The sequence below is a fragment of the Paenibacillus dokdonensis genome (genome assembly GCF_004916975.1).
GTDB classification, from domain to species: domain Bacteria; phylum Bacillota; class Bacilli; order Paenibacillales; family Paenibacillaceae; genus Paenibacillus_AQ; species Paenibacillus_AQ dokdonensis.
This window is the reverse complement of the sequence record NZ_STGQ01000001.1, coordinates 1,400,006-1,418,836: the sequence shown is the minus strand read 5'-3', so window position 1 is coordinate 1,418,836 and position 18,831 is coordinate 1,400,006. Positions and strand designations below refer to the sequence as shown.

At 47.6% G+C, this 18,831-nt stretch carries 17 protein-coding genes; 2 read left to right on the top strand and 15 right to left on the bottom strand.

Annotated elements, in window-relative coordinates; translation table 11 throughout:
- The 3 genes from yfmF to E6W40_RS06620 form a co-directional block, all read right to left on the bottom strand.
- The gene (gene yfmF / locus E6W40_RS06630; protein WP_136604765.1) at positions 1-1,284 is read right to left on the bottom strand and encodes an EF-P 5-aminopentanol modification-associated protein YfmF; all 1,284 of its coding nucleotides are present in this window, start codon (positions 1,282-1,284) and stop codon (positions 1-3) included.
- Positions 1,285-1,416: 132 nt separating this feature from the next.
- Positions 1,417-2,238 carry a spore cortex-lytic enzyme gene (sleB, locus tag E6W40_RS06625; protein ID WP_136604764.1) on the bottom strand — a complete coding sequence of 274 codons (822 nt, stop codon included), beginning with the start codon at positions 2,236-2,238 and terminating at the stop codon, positions 1,417-1,419.
- Positions 2,239-2,482: 244 nt separating this feature from the next.
- Entirely contained in the window at positions 2,483-2,863 is a 381-nt protein-coding gene (locus tag E6W40_RS06620) for a winged helix-turn-helix transcriptional regulator (RefSeq protein ID WP_136604763.1), read from the bottom strand.
- Between the two features lie 132 nt (positions 2,864-2,995).
- Between E6W40_RS06620 and E6W40_RS06615 the strand changes: the two genes are divergently transcribed.
- Both E6W40_RS06615 and E6W40_RS06610 read left to right on the top strand, forming a co-directional pair.
- On the top strand, positions 2,996-4,177 hold the full coding sequence (locus E6W40_RS06615) for an MFS transporter (protein WP_136604762.1): 1,182 nt from the start codon (positions 2,996-2,998) through the stop codon (positions 4,175-4,177).
- A gap of 46 nt (positions 4,178-4,223) precedes the next feature.
- Positions 4,224-5,066, top strand: coding sequence for an aldo/keto reductase (locus tag E6W40_RS06610; RefSeq protein ID WP_136604761.1), 843 nt, complete (start codon positions 4,224-4,226; stop codon positions 5,064-5,066).
- A 125-nt stretch (positions 5,067-5,191) separates the two neighbouring features.
- Here E6W40_RS06610 and E6W40_RS06605 read toward each other — a convergent pair whose 3' ends face one another.
- The 12 genes from E6W40_RS06605 to E6W40_RS06550 form a co-directional block, all read right to left on the bottom strand.
- A complete protein-coding gene (locus E6W40_RS06605; protein ID WP_136604760.1) occupies positions 5,192-7,840 on the bottom strand; it encodes an FtsK/SpoIIIE family DNA translocase in 2,649 nt (882 codons plus the stop codon).
- A 78-nt stretch (positions 7,841-7,918) separates the two neighbouring features.
- Positions 7,919-8,137 (bottom strand): YlzJ-like family protein, encoded by a 219-nt coding sequence (locus E6W40_RS06600; RefSeq protein ID WP_136604759.1) that lies wholly within the window; start codon positions 8,135-8,137, stop codon positions 7,919-7,921.
- Positions 8,134-8,892, bottom strand: coding sequence for a ClpP family protease (locus tag E6W40_RS06595; RefSeq protein ID WP_411831713.1), 759 nt, complete (start codon positions 8,890-8,892; stop codon positions 8,134-8,136). Before E6W40_RS06595 ends, E6W40_RS06600 begins: the two co-directional genes overlap by 4 nt.
- Positions 8,893-9,087: 195 nt before the next feature.
- Complete coding sequence (locus E6W40_RS06590) at positions 9,088-10,767, bottom strand: ribonuclease J (RefSeq protein ID WP_136604758.1); 1,680 nt, start codon at positions 10,765-10,767, stop codon at positions 9,088-9,090.
- 228 nt (positions 10,768-10,995) lie between these two features.
- Positions 10,996-11,877: a 4-hydroxy-tetrahydrodipicolinate synthase gene (dapA, locus tag E6W40_RS06585; protein ID WP_136604757.1), complete on the bottom strand. Its 882-nt coding sequence runs from the start codon at positions 11,875-11,877 to the stop codon at positions 10,996-10,998.
- Between the two features lie 53 nt (positions 11,878-11,930).
- Positions 11,931-13,148 (bottom strand): aspartate kinase, encoded by a 1,218-nt coding sequence (dapG, locus tag E6W40_RS06580; protein ID WP_136604756.1) that lies wholly within the window; start codon positions 13,146-13,148, stop codon positions 11,931-11,933.
- An 18-nt stretch (positions 13,149-13,166) separates the two neighbouring features.
- Positions 13,167-14,213, bottom strand: a complete 1,047-nt coding sequence (locus E6W40_RS06575; RefSeq protein WP_136604755.1) for an aspartate-semialdehyde dehydrogenase — start codon at positions 14,211-14,213, stop codon at positions 13,167-13,169.
- Positions 14,214-14,263: 50 nt separating this feature from the next.
- Positions 14,264-14,860 carry a dipicolinate synthase subunit B gene (locus tag E6W40_RS06570; protein WP_136604754.1) on the bottom strand — a complete coding sequence of 199 codons (597 nt, stop codon included), beginning with the start codon at positions 14,858-14,860 and terminating at the stop codon, positions 14,264-14,266.
- Complete coding sequence (gene dpsA, locus E6W40_RS06565; RefSeq protein ID WP_136604753.1) at positions 14,857-15,756, bottom strand: dipicolinate synthase subunit DpsA; 900 nt, start codon at positions 15,754-15,756, stop codon at positions 14,857-14,859. The genes E6W40_RS06570 and dpsA overlap by 4 nt, the downstream gene beginning before the upstream one ends.
- A 150-nt stretch (positions 15,757-15,906) precedes the next feature.
- Positions 15,907-16,353, bottom strand: coding sequence for a dUTP diphosphatase (gene dut, locus E6W40_RS06560; protein ID WP_211146978.1), 447 nt, complete (start codon positions 16,351-16,353; stop codon positions 15,907-15,909).
- A complete protein-coding gene (locus E6W40_RS06555) occupies positions 16,328-17,557 on the bottom strand; it encodes a M16 family metallopeptidase (RefSeq protein ID WP_425464937.1) in 1,230 nt (409 codons plus the stop codon). The genes dut and E6W40_RS06555 overlap by 26 nt, the downstream gene beginning before the upstream one ends.
- Before the next feature lie 117 nt (positions 17,558-17,674).
- A complete protein-coding gene (locus E6W40_RS06550) occupies positions 17,675-18,664 on the bottom strand; it encodes a polysaccharide deacetylase family protein (protein WP_136604751.1) in 990 nt (329 codons plus the stop codon).
- Positions 18,665-18,831: the final 167 nt, after the last annotated feature.

The following is an 18,831-nucleotide window of genomic DNA, read 5'->3' as shown; positions in this document are numbered from 1 at the left end:
TTATTCCTCCTTCTGCCCCTTCAGGAAATAGATCGTATCCAGCTCAAAGGTAGCTGCGGCAGCCTTAACGTCCTCAATCTGAATCGCTTCTACCTGCTGCAGCAGCTCTGCGCGCGGGCGGTCCTTGCCAGAAAATTGACGGTTAAAATCATATGCGATCATTTCGAAGGCAGAGTCATCGATTTCGAGCAGTAAATTACGAATCATCGCCTTGGTTTGCGACATTTCAAGATCGGTAATTTGACCGGAACGCATTTCGTCCAACTGCTTTTTAATGATCTCCAGCGCCTTTTCGTAGTTCTGTACTTCGATACCCGACTGAATCGTTCCGATACCTTTATGACCGTCGTAGCGGGAAGATGCGTAATACGCCAGACTTTCCTTTTCACGAACATTCATAAAGAGCTTGGAATGCGGATAGCCTCCCAAAATTCCGTTGTACATCAGCGCGGCCGCATATTGCTCATCGGAATATGTAATGGATGTGCGCAGGCCCATATTCAGTTTGCCTTGGCTGACCTCCATTTTTTCAACGACAGTCCGTACTTCATCCGCTTGACGGGTAGAGGATTCCTGCTTGTAGGACACATCATTTGAATCAGAGGAGAATGCAAAATGTTTATTTACGAGCTCCTTCACTTCCTCAAGCGTCGTATCGCCCGCCACATATAAATCCATGCTCGCAGTATCCAGCCACTGCTGATAAGATTTATATAGACTCTCAGGCGTGATATGGTCGAGATCCGAACGCTGACCGAGAGGATGGAGCCGGTAAGGCTCATGGCGGCACATTTCCTCAATGCATCGCTCGGAAGCATATCTGATTTTATCATTCACAATCGCCTCAAGCTTTTTGCGAACGTTCTCTTTCTCTGCCTGCACATAGCTGCTGCGGAAATGGCCATCTTCGAGTACAGGCCGCGTAACCACTTCCCCTAGAAAAGCAAAAGAAGATTCCAGCAGGCTGTCTTTACTTTTGACAAAGGAATCATTAATGGTATCCATGCGGAACTGAACCATCTGATAGTTGCCTCTTTTATATACATCAAAGCCAAAACCCGCTCCGTACATCTGCTCCAGCTGTTCACGGAACTGTCTTGTTTCCGGATAGGACTCCGTTCCGCGTCTTAATACGAATGGAGTCAAGGCCGTTGCTGTTACCGTATCCTCTGCAAGCGGGATGCCCGCATATAGCGATATGGCAAACGTTTTGAAGCGTTTCGTTGGCAGGACGTGAATCCGCATACGCCCCGTGTTTCCATGTTGAAATGCAGTTTTATTCAAGGTCCAAAACTCCTTTAGCCATGAATTTGTCTATCGTACACTTGTGAATATGTTCCATTCTATACCATTACAAAGTGAAGAAGCAACCGAAGACAAGCCCTCCGGTTGCTGTTTCTGAGCAGATAAAAGCCCCTACATACAGAAGATATGCTGTCCGATGGTTTTGACCTGCGGGCGGGACCAGATCCACTTCGAAGTCGCCGTTTTCGGGTTGAAGTAATACAGACAACCTCCTGATGGATCCCATCCATTCAGCGCCTGCTGAACAGCTTTACGAGCGGTCTCATTTGGCTCCAGGTAAATCTGGCCGTCGGCTACCGCCGTGAATGCTCCTGGCTGGAATATGACCCCATGAGGTGTATTAGGGAAGCTCGGCGATTTTACCCGGTTTAGAATAACGGCAGCTACTGCCACCTGGCCCTCAAAGGGCTCTCCTCTGGATTCCCCATATACAGCATTAGCCATAATCTTCAGATCATTTTCTGATAATCCCATTGTATTAGCGGATGCGGTTGGTTCTGTTTTGCCGTTCCCTTCATTTCCTTTATTTTCTGTAGCCGGTTGACCCTTGCCTGCAGCAGACTCGGAAGGCTTCCAGTTTTTCGTTGCGTTATACAGCTTCAGCTTCGTCTTCGCACCTACCGTGCCATCCACTTTCATACCAAATTCAGATTGGAACCATTTTACTGACTTCAATGTGGCCCAGCCATACTGACCATCAATCTTTCCATAATAGAAACCGAGGAATTTCAAGCGTCCCTGCAGCTCGTAGATATCCTGTCCGGAGGAACCATACTTCAGGGTCGTTGTTCCGAAGGTTGGAACGGCTTCATCTGAAACAGGTTGTTTATCGGCTATGGCCCTGTCCTCCATTCGAGGCTGAAGCCCTGCAAATACCGCAGCTGACAAAAGGACCAAGAGTCCAAAAATGATCCACAATTTTGCTTTTCTCATTTGGCAGCTCTACCTTTCTCTTGTGAGTTTGACTAGGATGGCTACGGTTATTATGACAAGAGCCACCATTAACTATTCACATTGCAAAAGAAAGGTTGGAAACTGTCGTAAGATGTGGATGAAACAAGGCTATGGTTGATGTCGACTGAAGAGGATAAGGCATAAAAAACCGCCCTGCAGAACAATTGCTTGTACGACAGACCGGTTCTTTTTTATCATCATTAAATTTCATATTTCAATGCAATTACCTTTCGGTTACAGGTTCTTGAGGCTTGTTCAATATGTTATCTTCAAGCACGATGAATTTATCTCCGTACTCCCTTACAATATGCCGTTCTCCCCATGCGCACAAAGAATCCAAAATGGACTGAAGACTCCAGCCATATTCGCTGAGCTCGTATTCGACCTTGGGTGGAACCTGATTGTATACGATCCTGTTCACAATCCCATCTTCCTCCAGCTCCCTAAGCTGCTGCGTCAGCATTTTCTGTGTGATATTCGGCATAAGACGGCGTAAATCGCTTGTCCGCTTTTTGCCGTATGTTAAATGGCATAGGATGACACATTTCCATTTCCCTCCGATCACCTCAAGCGTTGCTTCTACAGAAATATTGTATTTCTTCATCCAATCAGCCTCCTCACAATGTATGGGTACTTTTTAGTACCTATAGTACTTTAAAGTGCGTACTGTTCATTTTGCTTCTTAGCCCCCATAATAACACTCACCGGCCGGGATGACTAGACAGGAGTGAAGAGAATGCCACAAGGCAATAGTAAAAGCATGTTTGCACTTCTGGCATTAGCCATCAGTGCGTATGCAATCGGAACAACCGAATTTATCAGTGTAGGTCTGCTTCCCCTCATTGCAAGGGATTTGAATATATCGGTAACCTTAACGGGCTTAACGGTAACTTTGTATGCTCTTGGAGTTACTTTTGGTGCCCCTGTGCTGACTTCGCTCACGATGGGGATGTCCCGTAAGAAGCTGTTAATTGGAATCATGCTTGTGTTTATAGCAGGTAATAGTACAGCCGCATTATCAGGAGGCATTGCCATGCTGCTGGTGGGACGCATCATATCCGCTCTGGCGCACGGCGTCTTCATGTCGATTGGTACAACCATTGCTGCCGATATGGTGCCTGAAAACCGCCGGGCCAGCGCTATCGCGATCCTGTTCTCAGGACTTACGATTGCCACGGTGACCGGTGTGCCGCTGGGCACTTTTATCGGCCAACAAATGGGATGGCGTGCTGCCTTCTTTACCATTGCCATTGTTGGAGTCATCGCTCTGATCGCAAACATGATCCTGATTCCCAAGCATCTGCGGAAAGGCATGAAAACGCCTGTGAGAGAGCAATTAAATCTGGTCACGAACAGCCGGCTGCTGCTTGCCTTTTTAATAACTGCTCTAGGTTATGGGGGTACTTTCGTCGTCTTTACTTATTTATCCCCGCTGCTTCATAATATAACAGGATTTAAAGAGTCAACGGTAGCCTTGATCCTTTTGCTTTACGGTATTGCTATCGCAATCGGGAATGTTATCGGGGGTAAAGCGGCTAACCGGAAGCCATTATCAGCACTGCTGGTGATGTTCTCCCTGCAGGCTGTGGTCCTTCTGGTGCTCACTTTTACAGCACCCTTCAAAATAGCCGCCCTGATCACCATCTTCGTGATGGGACTGCTGGCCTTTATGAATGTCCCTGGGCTGCAAGCTTATGTCGTTATGCTGGCGGAGAGGTTCGCTCCAAAAGCAGTGGATGTCGCCTCCGCCGTAAACATTGCCGCATTCAATGCAGGAATCGCACTCGGAGCCTATTTAGGCGGAGTCATTACGGATACAATAGGTATCGTTCATACCGGCTGGGTCGGGGCTCTGATGGTCACAGCCGCCGTACTTCTCACAGGCTGGAGCCAATTATTGCAAAGAAAAGATGCTTGATCTGAAGTACAAAATAACAAGGAACCAATATAAGGAGGAAGTCAGAATGAAGCTCCATCTTCAAAGCACAACAAAACTTCACAACGGAGTGGACATGCCTTGGCTTGGGCTTGGCGTATTTAAGGTAAAGGAGGGTTCAGAGCTTGTTGAAGCAATTAAGGCAGCCATTAAACATGGATACCGGAGTATTGATACGGCAGCTGCCTATGCCAATGAGAGCGGTGTGGGACAAGGAATCCAAGAAGCCCTCGCAGAGAATGGTTTATCCAGAAAGGATCTGTTCATCACATCAAAAGTGTGGAACAGCGATCAAGGTTATGAAGAGACACTCGCCGCCTTTCACACAAGCTTGTCCAAGCTCGGTCTTGATTACCTGGATCTTTATCTTATTCACTGGCCTGTAGCGGGCAAGTACAAGGACACCTGGAGAGCAATGGAAAAGCTTTATAAAGACGGTCGCGTTAAAGCGATTGGCGTAAGTAATTTCCAAGTCCATCATTTAGAAGATTTGCTTCAGGACGCTGAGATCAAACCAATGATAAATCAAGTCGAATTCCATCCTTATCTGACACAAAAGGAGCTGCTTTCCTACACTCGTAAGCATGGGATTCAACTTGAGGCCTGGTCACCGTTGATGCAGGGAGAGCTGTTAAACCAGCCTGTTCTGCAGGAAATCGCAGGCAAGCATGGCAAGTCAGTCGCTCAAGTGATCCTGCGTTGGGATCTTCAAAACGGAGTCATTACCATTCCGAAATCAATCAAGGAACAACGGATTATCGAAAATGCTTCTTTATTCGACTTTGAGCTGAAAAGTACAGAGATGGAACAAATTGATGCTCTGAATCAAGATCATCGCGTTGGTCCAGACCCTGACAACTTTGATTTCTAAATCATATTAAGAAGACATTGCTTCGAAAAGATAAATGCTTATCATCTACTTCGAGGTAATAAAACGGGCAGCCTAGGAATCATCCTGGGCTGCCCGTTGTTTTGTTTATGAAAAGCTGATGCTGCTTATGAACTGATGCGGTTCTGCTGCTGATACTGCTCCAAGGAGACCAGCACTTCACGCGGTTTGCTGCCTTCATACGGCCCAATGACGCCTCTGGCCTCCATCGAGTCAATCAATCTTGCAGCCCGCGTATAACCCACTCTCATTCTCCGCTGCAGCAGGGATACCGATGCTTGCTTAGCTTCCAGAACAATCTGAACTGCCTGATCATAGAGCTCGTCGAGCTGCTCATCGCCATCCGGCTGACTTTCATCAATTTCAGGTACCAGCGATTCATCATACTTCGCTTCACCTTGCTCACGCACATAATTTACGATCGTTTCCACTTCCTGATCCGTCATAAAAGCGCCCTGCACACGAATCGGTTTGGAAGATCCCATCGGCATAAAGAGCATATCCCCACGCCCAAGCAGCTTTTCTGCTCCGGCCATATCCAGAATGGTTCTGGAATCCACCTGGGAGGATACACCAAAAGCAATCCGTGAAGGTATGTTGGCCTTGATAACACCGGTGATAACATCTACTGATGGCCGCTGCGTTGCGATAATCAAATGGATTCCCGCTGCACGCGCCATCTGTGCGAGTCGTGTGATAGCTTCCTCCACATCATGAGCTGCCACCATCATCAAATCCGCAAGCTCGTCCACGATAACAACAATGTAAGGCAGAACGGCAGGCAGGTTGTCCTTCATCAGATTATTATATCCTTCAATATTACGTGTACCTGATTTGGAAAACAGCTCATAGCGCTTTTCCATTTCAACGACGATTTTCTTAAGTGCAAGAGATGCCCGTTTCGGGTCTGTAACCACTGGCGCCATGAGATGTGGGATGCCGTTATATACATTCAGCTCAACCATCTTCGGATCGACCATTAGAAACTTGACTTCATCCGGTTTCGCCTTATACAGGATACTCGTAATAATTCCGTTGATACACACGGATTTACCCGAACCCGTAGCTCCCGCTACAAGCAAATGGGGCATCTTGGCCAAGTTACCGACGATCGTCTGTCCGGAAATATCCCTGCCAAAAGCGATGGACAGCTTGGACTGAGCATCCTGGAAGATGGGTGTCTCCATGACCTCACGCATCGTAACAAGGGATACTTCGTTGTTAGGAACTTCGATGCCAATCGCGGATTTGCCGGGAATCGGCGCTTCCATACGGATATCCTTAGCTGCGAGCGCCAAAGCAATATCATCCGTAAGGCTGACGATCCGGCTCACCTTCACGCCGATATCTGGTTGAATTTCATAACGCGTTACCGCAGGGCCGCGAACAACCTCCAGCACCTTAGCCCTGACACCAAAGCTCTCAAGCGTCGCCTCGAGCTTGCGTGCCGTCTGCATATAGTCGTTTTGATCTCCTGCTTTGCCTCCGTTTTGAGGTTTCGCCAGCAGGCGGAATGGTGGAAGCTTATAGGGTTTAGGCGGCGGAGCCGGAGGCTTATCGTCAACCGCTTCCGCTGTTCCCTCCCCTTCGATGGCCTGCCCGGCAGAAATATCTGCCATTCCATTTGCCGCAGACTGCAGATCCACTCCATCCTGAGTTTCCGTGTCCAGTACATCTGCAGGAAACTCAGTCACAGGCTCGTTTTCATCCCAATCCTCATCATCCGCATTCCCTTCCGATTTAACCTGTTCGAAGAAATCACGAATAATCGGAGATGGCGGATGATTTTCTTCGCTTCTCTCCCAGTGATCCGTTGAATGAGGAGCGACCTCTTGCTCTATCTCATGTTTGAACACCGGAGATTGAGCTGCTGTATTTCCAGATTGTCTGTTAGTAGGCTCCAGTATATCGCTGCCATCCAGATCATCGTCTTCGGCAGAAACCGAATCATCCGGTTTACCAAACTTGCTTCCGAAAAGCTGAAAAAATACGGGTGTTGAACGCTTGGCTTTTGGAGCCACAAAATCCTCCAGATCATCCTCTTCATCCTCATCCGGCAGCTGGATTTGCTGCCTTTTGCGGGAAACTGCCTTGGGAGCAGCCGCAACGGCCTGCTGCTTTTGGCTGGTCATTCTTTTTTGTACATTGCTTCCCGCCTGAACCACCCGCTTGCGTACAATCCGCATCAGATCCACATACGATAGGTTTGTGATCAGCATAAAGCTGATAATAAACATGACAATCATCAGCAGCTTGGTCCCCGGGTTTCCGAACAACCAGAACAATAAGGCATATTGGAGAGCCCCCGCATAACCGCCGCTGATATCCTTATTTAACATAGAATTATCTTGGGAAGCCGAAGATGAAAGCAGTGAACCCTGCAAATCATTATGTACTTGGGTTATGATATGTCCGGCGCTTAGACCGGGTACATGCGACAGCTTCTTTTCCAAAGAAGAAACACTGCTCATCAGCGACAAGGCCAGCACCAGCAGGACAATCCCGCTTTTTCGCGTGCTCCAGCGATTCGGCCATTTCCGCCCAATCATCACGCTGAGTCCCAGATAAATACCTATCAATGGAATCACAAAATAGAACCGACCAAGCAAAAGCCCGAACATTTTGGATAATGACCACCCTACTGCCGCTTCACCCGATAAGGCGATGACAGAAAGGGTGATCAGAACAATACCGTATATTTCGTATTTAAGAACATTGGTCAGCAGAGCCTTTTTCCTTTTTTTGCGTTTGGCCAAGAAATGTCACCCCCGGAACATCATTATACCATATAATACCGTGGGCACCTATGTTCTGTTTTTTAATTCCAGGTGTTTTTATGGAGCGGGAATATACTGAATAATTTGACCCGGAGCGTAAGCAGGATTCAGGTAATTATCCAAAGGTCCATCCAGCAGGCGGATAATCTGAACTCTGTTAAAATCCAGCGGTCTGACCTCCATAAGCATTCCCTGTATTCGTACTTCGGCTGAGGGATCTGCTTCTCCCTGCTTTTCCCATACCGCTTCAAGGGGCATCACCGTATGCAGTGTCATTGCTTGATCCCCTCCACTTCCTTCGCACTTTTCCAATCATCGATAAGCCTGTTCAGTTTGGCTAGCGCTTGCCCGATGCCGCCCACTTCGTCCATAAGGCCATACTTCACAGCATCAATTCCGCCGACCGGAGTGCCAACATCACGATTCAGTTCCCCCGTCCGGAACATCAGCTCTTTAAACTGCGATTCCGTAATACGCGAATGGGAAGTGACAAATCGCACGACACGCTCCTGCATCTTCTCCATATATTCGAACGTTTGTGGTACACCGATAACCAAGCCATTTAAGCGGATCGGGTGAATCGTCATTGTTGCGCTTTCCGCGATGATTGAATAAGTAGATGAAACCGCAATCGGTACCCCGATGCTATGTCCACCGCCCACCACCACCGTGACCGTCGGCTTAGTAAGGGAGGCGATCATTTCGGCGATGGCAAGTCCCGCTTCCACGTCACCACCAACGGTATTCAAAATAATAAGAATCCCATCAATATTTTTATTTTGTTCTGTTGCCACCAAGGTAGGAATGATGTGTTCATATTTTGTCGTTTTATTTTGTGGAGGTAAAACCATATGTCCTTCGATTTGTCCGACAATTGTCATGCAAAAAATATTTGACTCATTCGTTGCCGGAACATTCATTTGACCTAGCTGCTGTATCGCATCCAGCGCGGCTTTTGTTTGATTCTCAGGCTGCTGCTCCGGTAAAACGGCCGGCTCTTCCATATGAGGTTGTCCTTGTTCATGCGGCATGTTGAGTTACCCACCCTTTCACTAACCAAGTTAAATTCATTCTGTTTAGTATGGCGGTTAGAAGAGTGGTATTATTCCTTTGGACGCCTTTTTAGACAATAAAAAGCCCCCTTCCGCAAGAAACCGTCCATTATTGCTTGCGTGAAGGGGGCGACTGTGTGCTTTGTCGTCAAACCTTTATATTATTCAATTGATTTACACTTCCATAATGATTGGTAAAATCATTGGTCTGCGGCGGGTTTGTTCATAAAGGAACCGTCCCAGCGCATCCTTAACTCCCGTCTTCAGGGAAGCCCATTCATTTACATTCTCGCTCATCAGCTTTTGCAGTGTACTGGAAACAATGCGATTGGCCTCATCCAGCAATCCTTCGGATTCGCGAACGTACACAAACCCTCTGGAAATAATATCCGGACCGGACATGATCGTTCCATCCTGCTTGCTCAGCGTCACAACAACGACAAGAATGCCATCTTGGGAAAGCAGTTTGCGGTCGCGAAGCACGATGTTGCCTACGTCGCCAACACCCAAGCCGTCGATCAGTACGTTACCAGCAGTGACTTTGCCGGCTCTGCGTGCTGCACCGTTTTGAATTTCAATGACTTCACCAATATCGGTGATAAAAATGTTATCAGGATCTACACCTACTGATTCAGCCAAAAGAGCGTGTCTGCGCTGCATACGGTATTCACCGTGAATCGGTAGGAAGAATTTCGGTTTCATCAGGTTAAGCATCAGCTTGAGCTCTTCCTGACTGCCGTGTCCTGAAACGTGAACGCCGGAATTAGATCCGCTATAGATAACATTAGCACCTAAACGGAACAATTCATCAATAGTCCGGCCCACATATTTCTCATTGCCCGGTACCGGAGTAGCGGCAATGATAACGGTATCACCTGGCAAAATATCAACTTTACGATGAGTCGAACGCGCCATCCGGGTTAATGCGGACATCGGTTCACCCTGACTGCCTGTACACAATACTACGACACGGTCAGCAGCCATTTTATTAACTTCTTCCGGTTCAATCAGCATGCCATCAGGTACATTCAAGTAACCAAGCTCAGAAGCAATGGAAACCACATTTACCATACTGCGGCCAATCACCGTAATTTTGCGGCCGGTTGTTTCGGCAGCGTTTACGACCTGCTGGATCCGGTGAACATTGGAAGCGAATGTCGCGATGACAACACGCTGGGATGCTTTGCGGAAAATATCCTCAAGCACAATACCCACATTTTTTTCCGATGGAGTGAATCCTGGTTTTTCAGCGTTTGTACTATCCGACATGAGAGCAAGAACGCCCTCTTCACCGATGGCAGCCATACGCTGCAAATTCGCGTACTGTCCGTTTACCGGTGTATGATCGAATTTGAAATCGCCTGTATGAACAACATTGCCTTCCGGTGTTGCAATACAGATACCGACAGAATCAGGAATACTATGGTTCGTTCTGAAGAAGGTAGCCTTCAGGGTCGAGCCCAGTTCGATTTCAGAATCTTCGTTGATCAAGATCCGCTTGGTTTCACCAAGCAAATTGGCTTCCTTCAGCTTGTTCTCAACAAGTCCAAGGGTAAGCTTTGTTCCGTATATAGGAACATTCAGATGTTTCAACACGTAAGGCAGTCCGCCAATATGATCTTCGTGTCCATGTGTTAACAAAATGCCTCTTACTTTGTCGCGGTTTTCCGTCAAGTAGCTGATATCAGGAATGACAATATCGATACCAAGCATATCTTCCTCAGGAAATTTCAAGCCGGAATCTACTACAACGATGTCATTCGCATACTGAACAACATACATATTTTTCCCGATTTCACCGACGCCGCCCAATGCAAATATCGTCAATTTATCGCTATTATTTTTTTTAGACAAATGAATCTAAACCTCCTATGGTTTTGGACGTCGTACCATTTTATAGTATTTATATTTCAAAAATATACCGCACCCAGTCACTTGACCTCATTATACATGATTAAAAACGCAAAACACAAGTCACCCTCCAAGTAAGAGTTATCGTACCCAAAAAAAGTAGGCGTTATTTGCAAAAAAACAGCGCCCGCAACGGACGCTGTTCACCATTTTTTTGAGTTATTCGCGGTATTACAAAGAAGCTATCAGTTCGCGGATAAATGCTGCTTCCGATTCACTAGGATCAATCAGAGGCAAACGGACTCCCCCCACCGAATGACCCAGCTCATTCAGCGCATATTTCAGAGCCGAAGGATTAGGTACCGGTGCAGGGCATTCGAACAAACCCTTAAATACCGGGAAGAGCTTCTGATGAATCTTCGTTGCCCCGGCAATCTCACCATTCAAATACGCTTGAATCATATCCTTCATGGAGGCTCCGATGATATGGCTTGCTACACTAACGATCCCGTAAGCTCCAACAGCTAATGCAGGCAATGTTGAAGCATCATCACCTGAATAAACCCTGAAAGAGTCCGGTGCGCCTGCAGCAATTTGTGTTACCTGCTCGATGGATGCACATTCCTTTGTAGCCACAATGTTCGGAATCTCAGCAAGACGAAGCGTCGTTTGTGCACTGATGCTTGCTACCGTACGTCCAGGAACATTATACAGCATGACTGGAAGATTTGTGCTGCGAGCTATCGCTTCGAAATGACGGTATATCCCTTCCTGGCTGGGCTTATTATAATAAGGCACAACCAGCAAAGCTCCATCGACACCCAGCTTTTCAGCTTCCTGTGTCAGATGGATCGAATGCTCGGTGCTGTTGCTGCCGGTACCCGCAATAATTTTGCAGCGGCCTTTGGCATGCTCGAGCGCGAATGCAAACAACTCAAGCTTTTCTTCCTCGTGGAGTGTTGGCGATTCGCCCGTTGTACCGCAAATCACAAGAGAATCCGATTTTTGTTCTTCAATCAAATAATCAATGATTTTTGACGTTTCCGCCCAGTTGATTTTCCCGTTCTCGTCAAAAGGCGTGATCATGGCTGTAATCAGTCTTCCGAAATCCACTTGTATAACCTCCTCAAACGATAGGGCATGCTCATGAAGTAGTAATTTGATATTTAACGGTGAAGTTCAAATTTGGTATGAAGAGCACGCAATGCCTGCACCATATCTTCTTTTTTAACAAGCACCCATATCGTTGTATTTGAATCCGCAGATTGCAGGATTTGTATATTTTGTTCACTGAGTGACTCTACAATTTTGGCCATGATGCCGGGTACTCCATTAATGCCACCGCCAATGACTGAGACCTTTGCACATCCGGAAAGAGCTTTGGGGCTGAGTCCCAGATCTCGAAGAACCGTAACGGCACGGTCTGAATCGAAGTCAAACACGGTATAGACGGCTCCCGTAGGGGTTACATTTATAAAGTCAACGCTGATGGAATTTCCAGCCATCGCCTTGAAAACCTGAAGCTGAAGATTATGCCCTACCCCTTCACAATCCACCGTAATCTGCGTCACATTGCTTACATAGGCTATGCCCGTTACATAACGATCCATTATTCCCTGTTGAACGTCTTTGAAGCCTTCCGGCTGGGTAACCAGTGTGCCTTCGTCCTCAGAGAATGTAGAACGCACCCGAACCGGGATTTGGGATTGCATAGCGATCTCTACTGCCCGCGGATGAATGACCTTAGCGCCATACTGGGCCATGTTGCAAATTTCAGCATAGCTGACAACCGGCAGCGGTCTCGCATCCTCCACGATTCTTGGATCTGCGGTCAAAATCCCGTTCACATCTGTGTATATATCCACCATTTCAGCATGAAGCGCAGCACCCAATGCCGTAGCCGAAGTATCACTTCCGCCTCTTCCCAAGGTCGTGAAGTCACCTGATTCCGTTTGTCCCTGGAAGCCGGTTACGATCACAACTTGATGCGTTTCGAGTTCCGTAACAACCCGTTCAGGACGAACATCCTTGATTCGGGCATTACCGTAATGATCATCCGTGAGGAAGCCTGCCTGGGCACCCGTCAACACGATTGATTTTACTCCTTCGTGCTCCAAGAGGGTACAGAGCGTGGTTGCTGAAATGATTTCACCACAGCACAGCAGTAAATCCCGCTCGCGTGCAGGCAGAGCGTCACCGTTCTGGGCTGCCCAGTCCAGAAGCGTGTCGGTAGCATAAGGCTCGCCCTTGCGCCCCATAGCAGACACCACGACAACGAGCTGATATCCAGCGGAAAGCTCACGCTTGATGTGTTTGATGACAAGTTCTCTTGCCTGCGGTGTAGAAAGTGAAGTACCACCGAATTTTTGAACTAAAATACTCATTTCCATTCCTCCATACGACTAAGAACACGCGGAGCGTTTGGCTGCAATAATCTCAGCAATTTGCACAGCATTCCATGCTGCACCCTTTATTAGATTATCAGAGACAATCCACATGTTAAGGGCTTTGCTCTCACCAAGGTCTCGGCGCAAACGCCCTACAAAAACGTCCGGTTTTCCTGCGGCATCGGTCGCAAGCGGATAGATTTGGGAAGCCGGATCATCCATAACGGTTATTCCTGGCGATTCCGCCAATAGGTCTCTTACGTCTTCAAGTTCAAAGTCCTTCTTAAGTTCGACATATACAGATTCCGAGTGACCGTAAACAACAGGAATACGGACACAGGTTGCTGTTACATCAATCGATTCATCACGCATAATTTTTTTTGTTTCTCGTACCATTTTCATTTCTTCAAGCGTATAGCCGTTATCCAGGAACTTATCAATTTGCGGAATCGCGTTAAAAGCAATCTGATGCTTCACGGGTAGTGAACCCACCGGCAAAATATCCGGTTTAATCTCATTACCCTCAAGAACCTCTTTGCTTTGGCGAAGCATCTCGTCAATTGCACGAGTGCCTGCACCGGAAACCGCCTGATAGGTGGAAACGATAATGCGTGAAATGCCGTATGCATCCTGCAGAGGCTTAAGTGCAGCCACCATTTGGATGGTCGAGCAGTTCGGATTGGCGATAATGCCATTATGTTCATCAATTTGCTCCGGATTAACCTCTGGTACAACCAGCGGTGTGTTCGGATCCATGCGAAAAGCGTTGGTGTTGTCTATGCAAACCGCTCCAAGCCGGACAGCGTGGGGTGCAAGCTCTTTGCTGACATCCCCCCCGGCGCTGAACAGAGCAATATCAATGCCTTCAAAACTTTCAGGGGTTGCTTCTTCTACTGTTATGTCTTGACCTTTAAAGTTAATGATCGTGCCTGCAGAACGTACAGAAGACAGCAATTTCAGATTGAAAATCGGGAATTCCCGTTTATCCAACAGACCCAATATTTGCTCTCCGACTGCTCCCGTCGCTCCTACAACCGCGACATTAAACTTCTGATTGCTCATTGCCGTATCTCCCCTTATCAATGATGACTATTTCTCTATCATAGTAGCAATTAAGCTGAGAAAATCCGCTGAAGAATCATAGGTTGAAGCTGTCTTCCTTCCAGTGCGGCGTAACATGCCTCAGGAATTAAATCCATATGAGCTACCAGTGAATTTGGTTTCTGATGCGGACTATCCTGGCCGAAAGGAACAAAGTAAATATTTTTCGTCACTAAAAGCTTGGCGATATTGGCTGCATTCAGCCCAAGTCCGTCATTCGTGGAAATAGCCAGCACTAGCGGACGCAGGTTTCTCATCTGAGCCTTGGCGGCCATAAGAACCGGACTATCTGTCATCGCGTTTGCCAGCTTGCTTGTTGTATTTCCAGTGCACGGGGCAATCACCAGTACATCCAGTAATTTGGACGGTCCCAGCGGTTCTGCTTCAACAATTGTTGAAATAATATCACTACCCGTAATATCTTTCAACTGCTGCAGCCAATTTTTGGCCGTTCCAAAGCGCGTATCCGTCACTTGCACCGAATTGGATACGATCGGCACCACCTTGGCACCTTCATCCACAAACCGCTTCACCTGCGGCATAATTTCTTCAAGTGTGCAGTGAGATCCTGTGATCGCGTAACCTACCGTCTTACCCTGCCAATTCATTCTACATCCCCCCGAGTCTTGAACTCATCCGAAATCAACTGTACCAGCGTGTTGGCAATAATCAGACCAGCTGTTTTGGGAGCTACGATTCCGGGAAGACCAGGGGCAAGCAGCGCCTTAATCCCCCGCTTCTCCGCATACCGGAAATCGCATCCTCCGGGAGCGGAAGCAAGGTCAATAATGACGGTGCTTGTAGGCATTTTAGACAGGATTTGCGCTGTGACTATCATAGTCGGAATCGTGTTAAAAATCAAGTCAATATTGCTCACATGATCCGTCAAATCCCTTGTCAGAAAAGGCTCCCAGCCCATGACCTCCGCCCGCGCGATATCCTTTTCGGCACGGACTCCCACCTTGACTTTTGCTCCCAGACCCTGCAAACTTTTGGCCATTGTAAAGCCGGTTCTGCCTAGACCAAGCACCATGCAATCCGATCCATGTATCGTAAAATCCGTGTTCTGAATAGCCATAACAAGCGCGCCCTCAGCGGTCGGAATGGAATTGCTGATCGCCACTTCATCGCGGTCCAGCAATTCAACCAGCTTGATTTCATGATGCGCGCACAGACTGCGCAGATAAGGTTTCGCCATGCCCGTGTATACCTTGCAGCCCTTGCGCAATGATGCCATATGTTCATCCTGAAGCTTGAGCGGCTCATTCGAGAACTGCGTATGGATGATGCCATTATCATCGCAACCCACAACAGGAAGGACCAGGACATCCGCGGCAGCAAGCAGCTCAGCCGTCAAATGATCCCTGGTCACTCCCTGGAGCTTCTGCTTCAGATTGTCAAAGCCGACAACACTGACGGTGGCATCCATCTCCGAACATTTACGGATCACCTCGATCTGACGCGCATCCCCGCCTAGGAATACGATTTGGACTCCTGTCAGCATAAGGATGTCACTCCTTTCAAAAAGCACTGTTATGGAGCATCTTATGCTGCAGCCTAGCATTCGGTGAAAACGCCTGAACAAGAGGCGGAGAAAAACAAAAAAAAGTCTACCGGAAGTTCCATAAAAAGGAACAGGGCAGACCTCATCTTGTTATTTACCTGTATGACCAAATCCACCGGTACCGCGTACCGTCTCGGACAGTGTTTCCACTTGTTCAAACTGAACCTGTGGCACCTCTTGAAAAACCATCTGGGCGATCCGTTCATTGCGTACAATTGCAAAGGATTCCTGGCCCAGATTAATGAGAAGCACTTTCACCTCACCCCGGTAATCCGCATCAATCGTTCCAGGTGTATTCAAGCAGGTAATTCCATGCTTCATAGCCAGTCCACTTCGCGGACGGATCTGCGCTTCAAGCCCTTCAGGCATGGCTAGAGCAAAACCTGTTGGAATCAGCTTGCGCTCACCTGGATGCAGCACAATCTCCTCCTCTACGGCTGCGTACAGGTCGTAACCTGATGCAGAAGAAGACATTTTCTGCGGAAGCGGCACATCTTCATGACCGGGGAGTTTATGAATTTGAACGTAATGCAACAAGATCATCCCTTCTAAGTCCAGCAATCGCTTTATCTGATGCTCCAACCATGGCTAGTGCAAAAGGCTCGCTGAACAATCTGTCCAGCACAGCGTCGACATCCTTCATGCTGACATTCTCAATTTTTTCGATCATTTCATCCAGGGTATTATGCTTGCCCAGCATGAGTTCATTTTTGCCGAGACGATTCATCCGGCTGCCCGTTCCCTCAAGACTGAGAATCAAGCTCCCCTTCAGCTGTTCCTTACCCTTCTTCAGCTCGTCTTCCGTAATGCCGTTCCGGGCAATGTCAGACAGCACATCCTTGGTCAAATCCAGCACTTCTTTGGTTTGTTTTGGCGCTGTACCTGCGTACACGGTAAACAACCCGCTATCTTCATTAGAACTGTGGTAAGAATACACAGAATACGCCAGACCTCTTTTTTCACGAATCTCCTGAAAGAGCCTCGAACTCATTCCGCCGCCGATGGTGTTGTTCAGCAAAATCATGGCATATTGAAGCGGGTCATGAATGGAACAGCCGGGCAACGAGAGGCAGATATGGTTCTGCTCCGTCTTCTTTTTGTGATATAAAAGATTGCTGTGGAAACCTGGTGTCTCGATTTCTTTGACTTCACTATGGTTATTGAATTGGCCAAAGTGGCGCTCCAACAGTTCTACGACATTATCGTCAATATTGCCCGCTACGCTGACAACTGTATTTTCAATGGTATAATGCTCGTTCATATATGCTTTCAGCTCCGCCGGTCCCATTGGATCAAGCTGCTGCTTCGTCCCCAGAATCGGGTAAGCGAGCGGATGGTCGCCGTATACCGCTTTGGCCATCAAATCATGCACAAGGTCATCCGGCGTATCTTCGTACATGGATATTTCCTCAAGTATTACATTCTTTTCTTTGGTGAGCTCTCCCTCATCCAGTGTGGAACGGAAGAACATATCGGACAGCATATCCACCGCAATTGGCAGATGTTCATCCAAAACTTTGGCATAATAGCATGTGTACTCCTTCGACGTAAATGCGTTCACATTGCCGCCGATGGCATCAAACTGCTCCGCTATGTCTTTTGCATCAAAACGCTCTGTACCTTTAAAAAGCATATGCTCGATAAAATGCGAAACTCCGTTATTGTCGGGGTTTTCATGACGTGAACCCGTTTTAACCCAAATACCAAAAGAAACGGACCTGCATGTCGGTATTTTTTCCATTACAACTCTAAGGCCGTTGGTAAGCTTTATTTTTTTCACGCGATAGGCCCTCCTAAAATGATATCAATCCAATGGCATTTGACGCATTCCCTATCCTACCAAATAACATGTTCCCGCTCAACTGGTTGGCGGGATGATACGTTCAGGTGAAAGTGTTTGGCTGACCGTCCCCGGAACCAGACCTCTCTTCTTAATAACCCTGATCATGCCCTGCAGCGATTTGGACGAAGACGCAGTCGGGTGCATCAGAATAAGGGTGCCTGCCTGAACTTTGTTCGAAATTTTATTCACAACCGATTCCGGTGAGGGATTGCGCCAATCTACGGTATCCAGCGTCCATAAGACTGTTTTCAGACCGAGGCCGGCGGCAATCTTAACCGTTTGTTGATTAAAATCCCCCGACGGCGGCGCGAACCAAGTATTTTCCACACCCAGACTCTCCTTAAGGAGCTTCTGCGTTTTGCTGATTTCCATAGAGGCGCGATACTCGCTAAGCTGGCTCATATTGGGATGGGTGTAAGCATGGTTTTCAAGCTCATGACCGCGCTTTTGAATTTCCTTCGCCAGCTCCGGATTCTTTTTCAACCAGCTTCCATCAAAAAAGAAGGTAGCCTTTACCTTCTCTTCATCCAATATATCCAGCATCGGAACGATGAACTCGTTGCCCCAAGCCACATTGATCATAAGCCCAACCATGGGCTTATTGGGATTTCCCCGATAAATCGGCTCTGCCCCCAAATCCTCAAGACTTACCTTTGGGGGGATTTGACGGTATACATATGTAATCGGAGAGGAGGACCGGGCCGCCTTGGCCTGCTTATAAGTCTCTTCCGCATCAATTTCCAGTCCATTATAACCGGGAATCGCCTTCCATACACGGTCTAGTACCGCGTCCACAGGCTGAATCCGGGTCTGTTCTCTCTTTTCAAGGATCTGTTTATAGAGGGGATCCTGCTGCTTCAGATCATTCACCTTGGGACCCCATGTGCTGACTGCCGCCGGCTGTTGTCTGGCCTCCTGAATATATTCGCCAACAACACCGGTCTGGCCAATCCCCACCACGGTTGCAAAACAGGCCAGCAATACCGCACCCTTTCTTCCGTTCATAGCTCCGCTCATCTCCCTTACCCGCTTTGTCCCATCATATGAACAAGTCCATCGGAATATGATATGGAGAAGAACGTTCGGACACCATGCGAATAACAGAATTTTGAAAAAAAAGAGCCAGAAGTGGTTACATTCTGCCTCTTTCGCAAGACCTGTTAGTCTTGTTG

Bases quoted from the DNA above. Each gene is read 5' to 3' on its own strand.
- sleB (WP_136604764.1), bottom strand. From the start codon at position 2,238: ATGAGAAAAGCAAAATTGTGGATCATTTTTGGACTCTTGGTCCTTTTG.
- E6W40_RS06620 (WP_136604763.1), bottom strand. From the start codon at position 2,863: ATGAAGAAATACAATATTTCTGTAGAAGCAACGCTTGAGGTGATCGGA.
- E6W40_RS06615 (WP_136604762.1), top strand. From the start codon at position 2,996: ATGCCACAAGGCAATAGTAAAAGCATGTTTGCACTTCTGGCATTAGCC.
- E6W40_RS06610 (WP_136604761.1), top strand. From the start codon at position 4,224: ATGAAGCTCCATCTTCAAAGCACAACAAAACTTCACAACGGAGTGGAC.
- E6W40_RS06600 (WP_136604759.1), bottom strand. From the start codon at position 8,137: ATGACACTGCATACGGTGATGCCCCTTGAAGCGGTATGGGAAAAGCAG.
- E6W40_RS06595 (WP_411831713.1), bottom strand. From the start codon at position 8,892: ATGCCGCATGAACAAGGACAACCTCATATGGAAGAGCCGGCCGTTTTA.
- dapG (WP_136604756.1), bottom strand. From the start codon at position 13,148: ATGAGTATTTTAGTTCAAAAATTCGGTGGTACTTCACTTTCTACACCG.
- E6W40_RS06575 (WP_136604755.1), bottom strand. From the start codon at position 14,213: ATGAGCAATCAGAAGTTTAATGTCGCGGTTGTAGGAGCGACGGGAGCA.
- E6W40_RS06570 (WP_136604754.1), bottom strand. From the start codon at position 14,860: ATGAATTGGCAGGGTAAGACGGTAGGTTACGCGATCACAGGATCTCAC.
- dpsA (WP_136604753.1), bottom strand. From the start codon at position 15,756: ATGCTGACAGGAGTCCAAATCGTATTCCTAGGCGGGGATGCGCGTCAG.
- E6W40_RS06555 (WP_425464937.1), bottom strand. From the start codon at position 17,557: ATGGAAAAAATACCGACATGCAGGTCCGTTTCTTTTGGTATTTGGGTT.
- E6W40_RS06550 (WP_136604751.1), bottom strand. From the start codon at position 18,664: ATGAACGGAAGAAAGGGTGCGGTATTGCTGGCCTGTTTTGCAACCGTG.